The sequence below is a fragment of the Couchioplanes caeruleus genome (genome assembly GCF_023499255.1).
Taxonomy (GTDB): domain Bacteria; phylum Actinomycetota; class Actinomycetes; order Mycobacteriales; family Micromonosporaceae; genus Actinoplanes; species Actinoplanes caeruleus_A.
On the sequence record NZ_CP092183.1, the window covers coordinates 3330175 to 3344234 of the forward strand.

At 70.1% G+C, this 14060-nt stretch carries 16 protein-coding genes; 6 read left to right on the forward strand and 10 right to left on the reverse strand.

The window, feature by feature from the left end; translation table 11 throughout:
* Position 1: 1 nt before the first annotated feature.
* The 8 genes from COUCH_RS15505 to COUCH_RS15540 all read right to left on the reverse strand — a co-directional run bounded on the left by COUCH_RS15505 (position 2) and on the right by COUCH_RS15540 (position 7513).
* The gene (locus COUCH_RS15505; RefSeq protein ID WP_249612781.1) at positions 2-892 is read right to left on the reverse strand and encodes a class II glutamine amidotransferase; all 891 of its coding nucleotides are present in this window, start codon (positions 890-892) and stop codon (positions 2-4) included.
* Between the two features lie 2 nt (positions 893-894).
* Positions 895-2256 (reverse strand): APC family permease, encoded by a 1362-nt coding sequence (locus tag COUCH_RS15510; protein WP_249612782.1) that lies wholly within the window; start codon positions 2254-2256, stop codon positions 895-897.
* Positions 2257-2509: 253 nt separating this feature from the next.
* Positions 2510-3373 carry an urease accessory protein UreD gene (locus tag COUCH_RS15515; protein WP_249612783.1) on the reverse strand — a complete coding sequence of 288 codons (864 nt, stop codon included), beginning with the start codon at positions 3371-3373 and terminating at the stop codon, positions 2510-2512.
* 65 nt (positions 3374-3438) lie between these two features.
* The gene (gene ureG / locus COUCH_RS15520; RefSeq protein ID WP_346015990.1) at positions 3439-4182 is read right to left on the reverse strand and encodes an urease accessory protein UreG; all 744 of its coding nucleotides are present in this window, start codon (positions 4180-4182) and stop codon (positions 3439-3441) included.
* A gap of 25 nt (positions 4183-4207) precedes the next feature.
* Positions 4208-4954, reverse strand: a complete 747-nt coding sequence (locus COUCH_RS15525) for an urease accessory protein UreF (RefSeq protein WP_249612784.1) — start codon at positions 4952-4954, stop codon at positions 4208-4210.
* Between the two features lie 7 nt (positions 4955-4961).
* Complete coding sequence (gene ureC / locus COUCH_RS15530) at positions 4962-6680, reverse strand: urease subunit alpha (protein ID WP_249612785.1); 1719 nt, start codon at positions 6678-6680, stop codon at positions 4962-4964.
* Positions 6677-7099, reverse strand: coding sequence for an urease subunit beta (gene ureB / locus COUCH_RS15535; protein ID WP_249612786.1), 423 nt, complete (start codon positions 7097-7099; stop codon positions 6677-6679). Before ureB ends, ureC begins: the two co-directional genes overlap by 4 nt.
* A gap of 21 nt (positions 7100-7120) precedes the next feature.
* Positions 7121-7513 carry an urease subunit gamma gene (locus COUCH_RS15540; RefSeq protein ID WP_430640941.1) on the reverse strand — a complete coding sequence of 131 codons (393 nt, stop codon included), beginning with the start codon at positions 7511-7513 and terminating at the stop codon, positions 7121-7123.
* 422 nt (positions 7514-7935) lie between these two features.
* On the opposite strand from COUCH_RS15540, the gene yut reads away from it, so the two are divergent.
* From yut to COUCH_RS15555, 3 genes are all read left to right on the forward strand, one after another.
* Complete coding sequence (gene yut / locus COUCH_RS15545) at positions 7936-8859, forward strand: urea transporter (RefSeq protein WP_249612787.1); 924 nt, start codon at positions 7936-7938, stop codon at positions 8857-8859.
* Between the two features lie 339 nt (positions 8860-9198).
* Positions 9199-9717 carry a SigE family RNA polymerase sigma factor gene (locus tag COUCH_RS15550; protein ID WP_249612788.1) on the forward strand — a complete coding sequence of 173 codons (519 nt, stop codon included), beginning with the start codon at positions 9199-9201 and terminating at the stop codon, positions 9715-9717.
* The gene (locus tag COUCH_RS15555; protein ID WP_249612789.1) at positions 9710-10873 is read left to right on the forward strand and encodes a hypothetical protein; all 1164 of its coding nucleotides are present in this window, start codon (positions 9710-9712) and stop codon (positions 10871-10873) included. The genes COUCH_RS15550 and COUCH_RS15555 overlap by 8 nt, the downstream gene beginning before the upstream one ends.
* A 42-nt stretch (positions 10874-10915) precedes the next feature.
* Here COUCH_RS15555 and COUCH_RS15560 read toward each other — a convergent pair whose 3' ends face one another.
* Entirely contained in the window at positions 10916-11809 is an 894-nt protein-coding gene (locus COUCH_RS15560; RefSeq protein ID WP_249612790.1) for a hypothetical protein, read from the reverse strand.
* Here COUCH_RS15560 and COUCH_RS15565 point away from each other — a divergent pair.
* The 3 genes from COUCH_RS15565 (at position 11799) to COUCH_RS15575 (ending at position 13157) form a co-directional block, all read left to right on the forward strand.
* The gene (locus COUCH_RS15565; protein WP_249612791.1) at positions 11799-11936 is read left to right on the forward strand and encodes a hypothetical protein; all 138 of its coding nucleotides are present in this window, start codon (positions 11799-11801) and stop codon (positions 11934-11936) included. The genes COUCH_RS15560 and COUCH_RS15565 overlap by 11 nt on opposite strands.
* 403 nt (positions 11937-12339) lie before the next feature.
* The gene (locus COUCH_RS15570) at positions 12340-12519 is read left to right on the forward strand and encodes a hypothetical protein (protein ID WP_249612792.1); all 180 of its coding nucleotides are present in this window, start codon (positions 12340-12342) and stop codon (positions 12517-12519) included.
* Positions 12516-13157 carry a DedA family protein gene (locus tag COUCH_RS15575; protein WP_249612793.1) on the forward strand — a complete coding sequence of 214 codons (642 nt, stop codon included), beginning with the start codon at positions 12516-12518 and terminating at the stop codon, positions 13155-13157. The genes COUCH_RS15570 and COUCH_RS15575 overlap by 4 nt, the downstream gene beginning before the upstream one ends.
* Positions 13158-13212: 55 nt before the next feature.
* Here the strand turns inward: COUCH_RS15575 and COUCH_RS15580 are convergent, their stop codons facing one another.
* The gene (locus tag COUCH_RS15580) at positions 13213-13989 is read right to left on the reverse strand and encodes an HD domain-containing protein (protein WP_249612794.1); all 777 of its coding nucleotides are present in this window, start codon (positions 13987-13989) and stop codon (positions 13213-13215) included.
* Between the last annotated feature and the right edge of the window lie 71 nt (positions 13990-14060).

A 14060-nucleotide genomic window follows, 5' to 3' on the forward strand; every position in this document is an offset into this window, starting at 1 on the left:
GCTACCTGGCGTGAGGGCCGGAAGCCGGTGCCGGTTTCTGGGACGCCTGGGCGTGTGCGCTCAGCTCCGCCAACGAGAGCGGGTGTGCCGGCGGCCGATCGAGCGCGATGGTGCTGGTGATGTGCTGATCGGCGGCGACGTGCAGGAGTTCGCCGGGGTCCAGCCCTCGCCAGCCGGGATCCTCGTCCATGCGCTCGGAGGCCACGACGATTGCCGGCGTCGCGGTGAGCTCCGCCGAGCGGACCCGGACCGTTCCTGCGGCGCTCGCGTGTTCCAGATGCCGTGTGCCGGTTGGCCCGCCGGCGGCGCGGCGCAGCACGAACAGCTGGTGGGTCTCCGGATAGCGAAGCGCCCACAGGTCGGTGGCGGTGGTCAGCACGAGGTTGACGGCGTAGACGGGTAGGTTCGCCGCGACCCAGCGGACCGCTCGGATGATCGCTTCGCCGATGTCTCCGGTCTGGTCGGCGTAGCTGGTGATGAGGGCGAAGAGCCGCTCGGAGTCGGTGTCGCCGTGCACCAGGTTCATCGCAGTGCCCAGGTGGTCCTCCAGCTTGGCGAGGCCGCCGATGACGCCGTTGTGCGCCAGGAGACGGTCGTGCTGGCAGAACGGGTGGGTGTTGTCCGGGGTGAGGCCGCCGGTCGAGGCGTATCGGATATGGGCGATGAAGGTGGCGGCTCGCAGCTCACGGGCTTCACGGGCGAAGGCCGCGTCGTGGTAGGCCGCGATCGGCGCTTTGTGGACCTCGGGCGAGCCGTCTGCGTCGAAGGTGCCGAGGCCCACGCCGTCGGGCTCGCGACGGCTCTGCACCGCGAGGCTGTCCGAGGCGTCCAGGAGCCAGAACGTTGCCCGTACCCGGTGGGGTGCGGCGGACATGCCGAAGAGCCGGCACATGGTCAGGCCTCCTTCGCGGGGTGCCGCCGGAGGGCGCGTCCGGCCGGTCCGGTGTTCTGGTGGAGATGGCCGGTGATGACGGCATGGTGCTGGGCCTGGTGGTGCCCGCGCAGGGCGTGCAGGCCGAGTCCTGCGGCGACCAGCACCAGTCCGAGCAGGGTCTGCCACCAGCCGATGAACACCAGCTGTACCAGAGCTGCGAGCAGCCCGAGAGCGGGAAGCAGCGGACCGGCGGGCAGACGTATCCCGGCGCGGTGCTTGCGCCGCTGAGCCCGGAACGCGGCCGCGTTGACCAGAACCATGGCGACGATGGCGGCGACGTTGCCCAATGCGATGATCGCCTGGATGCCGCCGGTGAGCAGCAGGATCACGGCGGTCACGGCGGCGGCCAGCACGCTGACGGCGGGGTGACCGTGCCAGAGGCGTCCGGCAACCGTGGGTACCTGGCGGTCGCCGGCGAGCCGGACCATGATCTCCGAGGAGCCGAGCATGTTCGCGTTGGCGGCTGACAAGGTGGAGATCAGCGCGCCGATCGGGATCAAGATGCCGCCCCAGTCGCCGATCAGGTGCTTCGCGGCCGTTCCCACGCTGGCTTCGTCGTAGGTGCTGATCTGCCCGGCCAGCAGCGCGACGACCACCCCGACGTAGATCAGAGCCACGATCCCCATGCTGAGGAGGATCGCCAGCGGGATGGTCCGTTGTGGCCGTTCCACGTCGCCGGCCATGTTGGTGACGACGTTGAAGCCGAGGTAGGCGATGAAGAGCAGGGCGCTCGTGGTGACCACCGAGCCTGCGCCGTGCGGGGCGAACGGCGTGAAGTGGGCGCGTCCGATGTGGATGAAAGCGAACACGATGAGCAGCACGAGGATGGCCACCTTCACGACCACCAGTGCGGTCTCGGCCCGGCCGATGAGGCTCGCCGGACCGATGTTCAGCAGCGCGATCACGACGACGGCGGCCACCGCGACCAGGGTCGGCGGCAACGCGGAGAGGAAGAAGTCGTGCAGGTACCGGCCGAAGGCGTTGAGGACGAACGCCACCCCGATCACGCCGCCGAGCCAGAACGCCCACGACGTGAGAAAGCCCCATCGTCGTCCCAGCGCCTGCCCGACGTAGGCGTATCCGGAGCCCCCGGGCGGTGCCAGGCTGGCGACCACCGCGAACGACAGGGCCGAGAGCAGAACCAGGACGCCGGCGAGCACGAACGACGCGATGGCCGCCGGGCCCGCCCGTTCCACCGCCAGGCCGGACAGCACGAACACCCCGGCGCCGACCATCGTGCCGACCGCGAAGGCCACGCACGACACCAGCCCGATCGACCCGGTTCCGGGACCGGTGGCGCGACTTCGGGTTTCAGTGGCCACGACCTGCTCCTTCGTCGTATCGCGGAACGCCCGGCCGCCGATCACCGGCGGGCATACGCGCCGGGCGCGGTGAGCGGGCTGGGTGCAGGCGGGCCGAGTCAGACAGCATGGTCATGCCGATCTCCTTCTCGCGCGATGGGTCATGTCCGGTCGCACCTACCCGGGTGTGCGATTCCCAAGCGCGAATGGGCGTCGGTGCCGGCGGTCGGTGGAGAAGCGCCACTGTGCCGGACGGAGATCGCTGTGCGCGACGTCAGCCCTTGCGGAGATCGGGGGCCGGCGCCCCCTTCAGGTGTCGGCGCGCGATGTCCCAGGCGGTGTGCAGGGCACGGCGCACCGGAATCGACGACGGCCCCAGAAGCCGCGCGACGATGCCGGCGTCGAACGGCAGAGTGCTGACTCCCGCCAGGACCTCGCCGCTTTCGCCCAGGCCTGCAAGGAGGGCGGTGTGCAGGCCGGCCGTGCGCTCCGGGGGTGCCAGCGCGAAGAACGCCGCGTGTACTCCGTGTTCGCCCAGGCGCGCCGGAGTGCCGGCACGGTCGTACGTGCCGCCGAACGAGAGCGTATCGGCGATTATCTGACGGCCGTCGGGGCGGCGGATACGCGTTGTCGCGCAGTACAGGTCGTACGCGTGCCACTCTCCCCGGGCCACCCGTCCGGGCAGCAGCGTCTCGGCGAGCAGCACCGTCGCCTGCGGATGGGCCGTGACGGTGAGCCGGCCGGCGAACCGGGAGTGCCGGTACGGGATGACCGGTTCGGGAAGGTACTCCACGAAGCTGCCGGCCCCGGCGCTGATGTTCACCAGTTGGGCGGCGTAGCCGGCCTCCATGCGGTAGATCTTCGTCGCCGCCTGGGTGGTCAGGTGGACGTCGGTGCCGTCGGCCACGTCGAAGTCCATCCTGTACCGGTCGCCCTGGAGCATGCCGTCGCCTTGATGCTGCAGGTAGACGAAGGCCATCCCGGGCCGTCCCGGATCCAGGTAGATGGGGTGGAGGATGTACAACGGCGTGCGCTGGAACTGCCGGGTCACCCTCGTCGCCCCGCCGATGCGCGCCAAGTGCAGATCGAGCAGGCCGACAGTTCCCGCTGAACCGTCGGCGGTGCTGAGCTGTCGCATGAGAGCGTCCGGCGGCCGCGGTGCCCACCGGTCGGCGTCATGCAATCGCGCGGATGCCGCGGAGGTCATCCGGGGCTGGTCGTCGCCGATTGCGGCAGCATGGCTGCTGCCTGAAGGTGCACGATGACATCGGCGATGCCGTCGCCGGAAAAGCAGTCGGTGAAGACGAAAGGACGTCCGGCGCGGACCGCTCGGGCGTCGCGCTCCAGAATCGAAAGGTCCGCGTGTACGTAGGGCGCTATGTCAACCTTGTTGATCACGAGCAGATCTGAGGTGGTGATGCCCGGTCCACGCTTGCGGGGAATCTTGTCGCCCTCACCCACGTCGATCACGAAGATGAAGAAGTCCGCCAATGCCCGGCTGTAGGTGAGGGTCAGGTTGTCCCCGCCCGACTCGAGCAGCACCACGTCACTGTCAGGGAAGCGTTCGGTCAGCTCGCGTACCGCGTCAAGGTTCATGGTGGGGTCGTCGCGCACGGCGGTGTGCGGGCAGGAACCGGTCTCCACCCCGACGATCTTCTCCGGCGATAGCACGCCCGCCAGCGTCGCCCGTACGTGCTGGGCGTCCTCCTGGGTGAAGATGTCGTTGGTCACCACGACGGGCCGGCAACCGCCCGCGACGAGGCGAGGCACCAGCGCCTCGATCAACGCTGTCTTGCCCGAACCCACCGGGCCGCCGATGCCGACCCGGGGCACAGGACCGCCGAGCCTCTCCAGCTGCGGTCCGTCGTGGACCATATGGTCATGTCCGGCATGGTCGTGTCCGGCGTGGCCCGCTCCGGCGCCGCCGAGGTTCTGTGCGGTCATCATGGTTCCCCTGCGTGTCGTGTCGTTGTCAGCTCATGAACATGCGCAGACCGGCCTGTTCGTGCCGCATGCTCATGACGTCCGCCAAGGGCGTGGAGCTCGACATGTCGTCCAGCCCGCCACGGCATGCTCCGTGCACCGCTCGGTCGATCACCGGCCCGCATCGGTGCAGGACGCACTGGGCGACCCGGTGATCGGCCACCCCGAGGCGTACCGCCGCGCCGAGCCACCCCGCCGCGAAGGCGTACAGCTCGGTCGCCACGGCGTGCCGGCGGGGTACCCCGAGCTCGGCCGTGAGGATGCCGGTCACCACCGCACCGTTGCCGGGCGCTGTGCCCGTGCTGACCAATGCGGCGTACGCCGTGAGCGCCGGCCCCGCGAACGACCCCACCACGGTGCCGAGCATGCCGCGCCCGGCCCGCGCGGAGGCGTCACGCCCCTCGCGTCCCAGCTTCACCGACGTCAATCGCAGGTCGGCGTCGAGTGCCAGCTGCTCGTCATACCGATCGGGGCTGGGGGCCCGGGACACGGCGCGGTGTGCCCATGCCAGGGCGATGCCGTCCGCGGTGGCGATGCCGTGCTCGAGCTGGTCGGTCAGCAGCGACCACAGGCCGTGGGTGCCGCTGCCGGCCGTCATCGCGCCGGCCTGGACGAAGGATTCCAGGCCGTGCGAGAAGGCGTATCGACCGCTGGGGAAGGCCGAGTCCGCGAGCTGGACGGCTGCGAGGAACGGAACGAGGGGGTCATCTTCCGGTGGTGCCGCCGGTGCCGGCATGTCAGCCTCACACGATGTAGTACAGCTGGGCGAGGGAGACCCGGTCGGCAGGTGGCACGCTGGCCAGCTCTCCGTCGACGTACACCTTGTAGGTCTCCGGGTCGATCCTGATGTCCGGTGTGGCATCGTTGCGCACCATGTGCTGCTTGCCGATGTGGCGGCAGCCACGGACCGCCTCGACCCAGCGGTCGAGCTTCAGCGCCTGGGGTACGCCCGCGTCGACGGCGGCCTGAGACACGAAGGTGATCGAGGTGCGGCCGGCCGCCCTGCCCAGGGCGCCGAACGTGGGCCGCATCAGCACCGGCTCGGGCGTCGGGATCGACCCGTTGGGGTCGCCCATGATCGACCAGGCGACGAACCCGCTCTTGAGCACATACTTCGGTTTCACCCCGAAGGTGTTCGTCGGCCAGAGCACGATGTCGGCGATCTTTCCCGGTTCCAGCGAGCCCACCAGGTGGCCGATCCCGTGGGTGATCGCCGGGTTGATGGTGTATTTCGCGAGGTAGCGGAGGATCCGGTTGTTGTCGTGCTCCTGGGGGTCGCCGGGCAGCTTCCCGCGCTGTTGCTTCATCTTGTCGGCGGTACGCCACACGGTCGCCACCGTGTCGCCGACACGCCCCATGGCCTGGGAGTCCGAGGAGTACATCGACAGCACGCCCATGTCCTGGAGCACGTCTTCGGCCGCCTCCGTCTCGCCGCGGATCCGAGACTGGGTGAATGCGACGTCCTCGGGGTTCTGCGGGTTGAGATGGTGCGTGACGGTGACCATGTAGAACAGGTTGTCGGTGGTGTCGGTGGTGTAGGGCTTGGTCGGGTTGGTCGATGACGGCAGGACGTTCGGCAGCGCGGCAATGGCCATGATGTCGGGAGCGTGGCCGCCGCCGGCGCCCTCGGTGTGATAGCTGTGGATCGCACGGCCGTTGATCGCGTCGATGGTGTCCGCCAGGTAGCCGCCCTCGTTGAGGGTGTCGGCGTGGATCGCGACCTGCACGTCGTAGGCGTCGGCGACGGTCAGGCAGCAGTCGATCGCCGACGGGGTGGAGCCCCAGTCCTCGTGCACCTTCAGCCCGCACGCGCCCGCCTCGATCTGCTCTGCCAGCGTCTGCGGCTTGCTGCTGTTGCCCTTGGCCAGCAGGCCCACGTTCACCGGCAACTCGGCGGTGGCCTCGAGCATCCGGGCGATGTGGAAGGGCCCCGGGGTGCAGGTGGTGCCCTTGGATCCGTCAGCCGGCCCGGTACCACCGCCCAGCAGGGTGGTGATGCCGTTGGACAACGCGTGGGATATCTGGTCCGGGGTGAGGAAGTGCACGTGCGTGTCGATACCGCCGGCCGTCGCGACCAGCCCTTCCCCGGAGATGACCTCCGTCCCGGCTCCGATGATGAGATGCGGATCCACCCCGTCCTGCACGTGGGGGTTACCGGCGGGGCCGATCCCCGCGATGCGGCCGTTCTTGATGCCGATGTCCGCCTTGACGATGCCGAGGATCGGGTCCATCACGACCGCGGAGGTGATCACGGTGTCGAGGGCGCCGTCCTGATTGCGTACCCCGGGCGTCTGGGCCATGCCGTCGCGGATCGTCTTCCCGCCGCCGTACACGGCTTCTTCGCCCGGCGTGAGCAGGCTGTCCTCCACTTGCGCGATGAGCTGCGTGTCGGCCAGCCGGAAACGGTCACCGGTGGTCGGCCCGTAGAGCGAGGCGTACGTGTGACGCGGAATGCTGCTCATCGGAACTCCTCGTGCTGCTCACCCTCGTCGTTCCGCGGCGCTTGCCCTTCCCGTGCGCCGCGATATCCACGTTGCGTGGCTCTGCGCATGGCCTGCCGGACCGTACGCTCGGCGGTGGCGGCGCCGTCCACGAGACCGTCGAAGCCGAAGATGCGTTTCGTCCCCCCGATCTCCACGAGGTCGACGTCCTTCTCGTCGCCGGGCTCGAAGCGGATCGAGTTGCCTGCCGGGATGTCGAGCCGCATGCCGAACGCCGCGGTCCGGTCGAAGTCCAAGGCGCGGTTGACCTCGAAGAAGTGGTAGTGCGAGCCGACCTGGATGGGCCGGTCGCCGGTGTTGTGCACCCGCAGCGTCAGCGTCCGGCGGCCCGCGTTGATCTCGACCGGCTCGTCGGACAGCAGCCACTCGCCAGGAATCATGGCCGGGCTCCTTGTCGTGACTCAGGAAATGGGATTCGTGACGGTGACCAGCTGGGTGCCGGTCAGGAACGTCGCCTCGACCTGGACCAGCGTCACCATGTACGGGACTTCCGGCATCACGTCGTCGCGGGTGAGCACTTCCTTGCCCAGCTCCTGGACCTCCGCCACGGACCGCCCGTCGCGGGCGGCCTCCAGCAGGGCCTCGCAGATCAGCGCGATCGACTCCGGGAAGTTGAGCTTGACCCCCCGGGCCCTGCGGCGCCGGGCCAGTTCCGCCACCTGGTAGATCACCAGCTTCTCGGTCTCCCGCGGGGTGAGCATCATCGAGGAGATCCACGACTCGGTGGCGGCTACCGTCGAACCTTGTACGCCCGGATCGTCGTCGCGACCGACGGCACTCTGCTCCTGGCTCATCGATGCCTCCTTGAACCGCGAGGCGGCGCACAGACCGTCCCGCACGCTTCGCCCTCAAGCTACGCCCGTGACGAGCGGGGCAGCATGCTCGCGGAGCGGGGGCCGTTCGCGCTGCGGCACGACGCATCGCGCTCGCGGCGGGCCGTGTCCGGCCCTCAGCAGGGACAACCCCTGCCGGGTGCGGACCGCCGACGCCGGGGACGTGGCAGCTGCCGACTAATTGGACATTCCGTGCTGATGGCCGGCTCGCATCCTTATCCGGCGGCTCCATCATGGATGGTTAACCGGGCCGGGATCGGGCACGGAGTCGACAGCGCGGGGGCAGCTCCGGGGAAACGGCCGTGCTCATGACCTCTGGAAATCCCGAACCGGTGCGCACAGCGCACGAGGGTGGCTGGTGGCGCCGAGCCGCGGACCGGCTCGTGACGGTCCGCTTCCTGGACGCGATGTTGCGGGGCGTATCCCAGGTCTTTCTGCAGAACAACCCGATGAGCGGGCTGATCGTCCTCACGGCTGTCTCCTGGGGAGCGGTCGCGGCCCGGACACCGCAGGCCGCCGCCGGCGCCGTCGTCGGACTGTTCGTCGGCACACTCACCGCAACGGTGCTCCGGTTCCCGTCCGCGGCGGTGCGGAACGGGCTGTTCGGCTTCAACCCGCTGCTGACCGGACTCGCCATCTCGATCTACCTGCCGCCCAGGATCCTGACGTGGGTCTACCTGGTACTCGGCGCGGTGGTCTGCACCCTGATCACCCGGGCGATCGCCGCGATCCTCGACATCGTCGAACTGCCGGTCCTGACGTTTCCCTTCGTCCTGACCACGTGGTTGCTGTTGCTCGCCGCCTATCAGTTCACCGGGCTGGGCAACCGCGGGCCGGGCGAGCCCGCCCTGCCGCACGGCCCCGGTGCCGCCGACGTCCATCTGACCGGCGCCTTCCTCACGGCCGGCATTCTCAAGGACATCTCCGAGGTGTTCCTTCTCGGGAACTGGGTGACCGGCGCGCTCATCCTGCCGGCGCTTCTGATTACTTCACGCTGGGCAGCCGGCTTCGCCGTAGCGGGGGCTGTGGTCAGCACGTTTGTCGCGCTGGGACTGGGCGCTGACGCCACGGTGGTAGCCGGCGGACTGTACGGGTTCAGCGCGGTGCTCACCGCCGTGGCTCTGGGCGCCACCTTCTACCACCCGTCCCGCAGGCGCGTGCCGTACGTCCTGCTCGGCGTCGTCTTCACCGTTGTCGTCCAGGCGGCGCTCGGCACTGCATTGGGGCCTGTCGGCGTGCCCGCGCTGACCGCGCCGTTCGTTTTCGTGACCTGGCTCTTCGCCCTGTCTCAACGTGATCCTGCCTGACGACCCGGTCCGAGCCGCCATTCGTCCGCTCGCAGCGCAGACAGGGTTGGATCCTCAACGAAATATCGCTCGAAGTGACGAGGATCCTTTATCCTAGGATGCTTTAGGCGATGTGAGCTGGGGCGCAAGGTCCGCCCGACCCCACAGGGCTGCAAGGTCGTCTCCGCGTACGCCTTGCCTCGAACCGGCCCGCCGCATGGCGCCGGCCGGGCCGGGTCCAGGCTCACCGGCACGGATGCCGCCCGGTCGGCGCACGCCGTGAAGTGCCCGGGTTCGGCGGCTCAACCTTTCGGGGGGCCGGCACCGTCGGTTGGGTGAATGGCTACCGGAAGGACGAGGATGCGGGAAAACCCCCGGCCCGGCGACGAATCCTACGTCGATTACGTGACGGCGCGGCTGCCGGCGTTGCAGCGTGCGGCGTTTCTGCTGTGCGGCGGGGACGCCCACCGGGCGGACGACGTGGTGCAGGCCACGATCACCCGGCTGTACCAGCACTGGAAGCGCGTGTCGCGCAGCGACAACATCGACGCGTACGTGCACCGGATGCTCGTGCACGCAGTCATTGACGAGCGGCGGCATTCATGGTCGCGGGTGCAGCTGGGCGGGCGGCCGATGGAGGCCGCCGGGGGTGACCCGCACTCCGGGGTGGACGAGCGGGGCAGCCTGGTGGCGGCGCTGCGCCGGCTGCCGCCGCGGCAGCGGGCCGTGCTGGTCATGCGGTTCCTGCTGGACCGGCCGATCGAGGAGGTGGCTGAGGCGCTGAAGTGCTCCGTGGGCACGGTGAAGAGCCAGAGCTCGCGCGGGCTGGACGCGCTGCGGTCGATGCTGGCGACGATTGAGGAGCACGGGAATGGATGAGCACGAGCTGAAAGGGCTGATGCTGACCGTCGAGGTGCCGCCGAGCGGCGCCGACGTGCAGCAGGCGATGCACACGGCGCGGCGGCGCAACCGCGGACGGGCCCTGCTCGCCGCGGGCGCCGGGGCGGCGGTGGTCGCCGCGGTCGGCGCGTTCGTGGCCACCGGGCCGATGCGGGCGGGTCTGCACGACACCGCCGCGAAGCCGGGCACCGTCGTCACCCCGCATGCGAACGGCAGGTGCCTGCCGACGTTGCTGGAGACTCCCGGCGGTGCGACCGGAAGGGTCACGGCTCTCGACCCGGGCGGCACCATGGCCGGCGGCCAGCTGAACGGCAACCCGCCGAAGGCGATCCTGTGGAAGGACGGCAAGGTCGTCGACCTGCCGGCGGCCGCGACCGGCACCATCGCGGACGTGGTCGGTGACACCGTCGTCGGATATTCGACGACTCAGGGGGGTGGCAGCACCGGCTGGGTGTGGCGCGACGGCAACGTGACCACGCTCGCGAAGGTCAAGGGCTACCCGTGGACCCACCCGCACGCGATCAACGTGAAGGGGGTCATCGCCGGGTGGGTGCAGGGCACGGCGCCGGATGACACGGTCGCCGTCACGTGGTCGCCCGACGGCACGGTGCACCGGTTGCGGCGGCCGTCGACGTGGCGGCCGGACGATCACTCGTCGGCTGCGCGCGACATCGCCGACGACGGCAGGATCGTCGGCGAGGCGGCCGGTTATCCCATGCTGTGGTGGCCTGACGGCACCCCGGAGGGGCTCGGAGCGGCGTGGGGGAACGAGGACACGCGTGGGATCGCGTGGGCGATCGCCGGCCGGTACGTCTACGGCGTCGCCGATGGCGTCGAGACCCGCTGGGTGTTGAATGAGCACTCGTTGTTCAGCACGGCCACTCTGCCCGATGCTGGTGACCTCGGAGCGCGGGCCGGCACCGCCGACGGTACCGCCCTGCTGGCCGGGGACGGGCTGCAGAAGCCGGCCGGCCGGATCGCCCTCGACGACAAGGGTCCGGTTCCCATCGACGAGTTGTGGGGCCCCGACGGCGAGATGGCGATGGCCATAGCGATCAGCGCGGACGGCAACACGATCGGTGGCACCGTTCTGGGCGGCGACCGCGGCCGTCCGGCGATCTGGCGCTGCCACTGAGGCGGGCGACGGGAAGTGGTGCGGTACCGGGTGAGCTCACCCTCAGTGGTGCCGGGACCGGCGGATGGCGATGGCGGCGGTGATGATCAGGAGTGCCCCGACGATGCCGGCCGCGACGCCGGCCGTGAACAGGCCCCGGCCGGCCGGGGCGGAGGACCGTGCTCGCATGTCGGGAGGCGGCGCGTGGCTGGCTGCGACGCTGGCTGCGGGCCTCGTGGGTCGATATTGCAGAATCCGGCTGGGCCCTGCCTGGTCGGATCCGGTCAGGTAGGAGCTGCCGTCGATGGTGTAGGCGATGGCTTCGCCTTGCGGCTCATTCGGCAGGGGAGTGATCCGGTATGCGTCGGAGGTGACGGCGCCGGCCACGTCGCCGGCAGAGACGTCGAATTCGTAGGCGTCGGACATGGTGCGGATCACGGCCTTGGTGCCGTCGGGTGATACCGCACCGCCGGTGATGAGGGCGGCGCCGAAGAATCCGTAGGGGTTGGGCGTTCCGGTGGCGGTGGGGGAGAAGGCACCGACCCGTTTGAGTTTCACCGCTGTGCGGTTGCGGGACCGCAGAGCACCGTCGGGTACGTAGACCTGGCCTGCGGGTTCCTTGGTGACGATGACGGGGGTTCCGTCGCCGGAGATCAGCAGCGTCTCGGCGTCGCGCGGTTGTCCATCGGGGTAGGCGAGCCGGTGGATGACCGGGCTCGTCGTTCCGGGTGCCAGGCTCCACAGCGCGATGGTGGCGCGGCGATTGCCGGAACCGCCGCTGAGCGGGCTGTTGTCGCCGATGTCGGCGATCCAGAGTGTGCCGTCCGGCGCGACGGCGAGGTCCTCGGGGTCGCGGGCGCTGGACGGGTAGGTGACCGTGCGGACGACTGTGCAGCGCCTGTCCAGGAAGAAGATCTTCTCTGCCGAGGGGTCGGGGTTGCTGTCGTTGACCACCACGAACCCGGTGGTGGTCGCGGCCAGCCCGGACACCTCGGTCACGCGAGGGTCGGTGATCGTGCACACCGGCGTACCGGAGGCCGCCGCGGCGGGTGCGCTCGACGTCACCGGCTGGGGCGTGGTGTGAGCAAACGGCGCGGCGCCCATCAGGAATCCGATGATGGAGATCGCCGTAGCCGCCCGCTGCACGATCTGCAGTGTGCCAGTGCGGCAGCACCGGGTCGGCGGCGCCTCCGTCACCGCCGACGGTGCCGCAGGCTGACCCCTCGGCGCGGTGACGGCGGCGACCGGATCGGCCGTCGTTCTCACGGCTGGGGTCATCCGTTGGCGACCCAGCCGCCATCGAGCAAGACTTGGAGCTGGTGGAACTGGCAGCCGGTGAACGCACCCTCCCTTCGGCTGCTCGTCAACGTGGACCAGTGGACCTCGGCCGCCCCAGGGTTCATCTGTCTTTCATCGTGGCGTTCCTACGGTGATGCCACGACCCGATCAGCGCTCATCGTGCGCTCGGGGTGAGGGTGGGGGTGCGCATGGACGCGTCGTGGTTTCCAGCGGTCAACCGGTTCGCCCGATCGACGCCGTGGCTGCATACCCTGCTCGCCGCGTACGCGAGGTATGGGTTGCTGGCCTGGGCCGGGCGTACCCCGCTGCGCCCGCTGGTCCGGCGCCAGGACTCTCCCGCGCCGGTCGTGGCGGCCCCCTGGTCATGATCATCCTCGGTCTGTCGCTGTCCGCGCTCGCGACCCGCTACGGCTACCTCGGGGTGGCGTTCACCGTGTTCGTGGAAGGCTTCGGGGTTCCCGCCCCCGGCGAGACCGCGATCATCGCGGGAGCCGGGGCGGCCGGGCACGGCCGGCTCAACATTTTCCTGGTCGCCGTCGTCGCGTTCGCGGCGGCCGTGTGCGGCGACAGCCTCGGCTACCTGATCGGCCGGGCCGGCGGCAGGCCGCTGGTTCTGCGCTACGGCCGGCTGGTGCGGCTGACGCCCGAGCGATTCGCCCGGGTGGAGGCGTTCATGAGCCGGCACGGCCCCAAGGTTGTCGCGGCCGCCCGCTTCGTGGAAGGGCTGCGCCAGCTCAACGGCGTCGTCGCAGGTGCCAGTGGCATGCCCTGGTTCCGGTTCGTGATGTACAACGTCATCGGTGCGGCCCTGTGGGTCGGTGTCTGGTGCACCGTGGGCTATGTCGCCGGCGACCACTGGAAGGCCATCACCGTCGCCGTGCACCGTTACGAGCCGTACGTGCTCGCGGGCATCGTGCTCGTCGGATTTGCGGTGCTGTGGTGGCGGCTGTGCCACCACGGCCGCCGCCGAAACGACAGTCTGCGCCAAGGCGATCCCCGGCGCTGACAGCTTCATGTGGCTTCCATTCTCGATCGTCACCGCGGCTGGATGGTCGCCCCGGTCAGCCGTGGAACGGGGCGAGCCGGATCGCCAGTTCGAAGGCTCCGTACCGGCGCAGGAAGGCTGCGCGGCCGGCGGGGACGTGGGCCGCTTCGGTACGGAAGGCGGCGATGAACTCGCGTTTGAACCCGAGGCGGGGGTACGCCGAGGTGACGGCGCTGAGGGTGCGCGGCGGCACGGTCCAGGAACGCAGCCCGGCGACGTCGAGGGCCGCGCCGGCCGAGAGCAGGTGGGCGACCGGCCCGTAGGCGGGTGTGACGCCGGGCGAGTGGTGCAGCGTGATGGCGCTCAGCAGGGTGTCCGTGGCCGGCGCGGAAAGCCCGGCCTGCTCGGCGAGGTCGCGGGCGGCCCGCGCACCGACCAGGGTGAAGTCGACGCGCGGCGTGGGCGACGTCAGGCCGAGGTCGTGCAGCATGGCCGCGGCGAACAGCAGGTCACGGTCGACGTCGAGGCGGGAGAGCCGGCCGAGCACCGTGCCGAACGCGAACGTACGGTAGGAATGGTTGAGCAGAGCCGGGGTCAGCCGGTGCCGGGCGAGGCTCTCGGCGGCCCGCGCCAGTCGCGAGTCGGGAGCCGGTCCGAGATTAAGGCCGGTCGTCTTGTATCGGCCGGGACCTCTTCGCGCAAGCCCGCTGATCCGGCCGGCTGCGTTGGCCAGGTGGGCGGCCGCCAGGGGCCGGAGCAGCTGTCGTCGCTCGCGCGGTGAGAGGGCGCCGCCGGTGCGCTCCAGCCAGGTGTGGGTGCCGATCTGTGCCGGGTGCGCCGAGGTGTCGGGCATCTACGGTCCTCCGGGAGGCTGCGGCGCGAGCCGCGTGGATGACGCACGATCCGGGCGCCGGCTCCACGGTG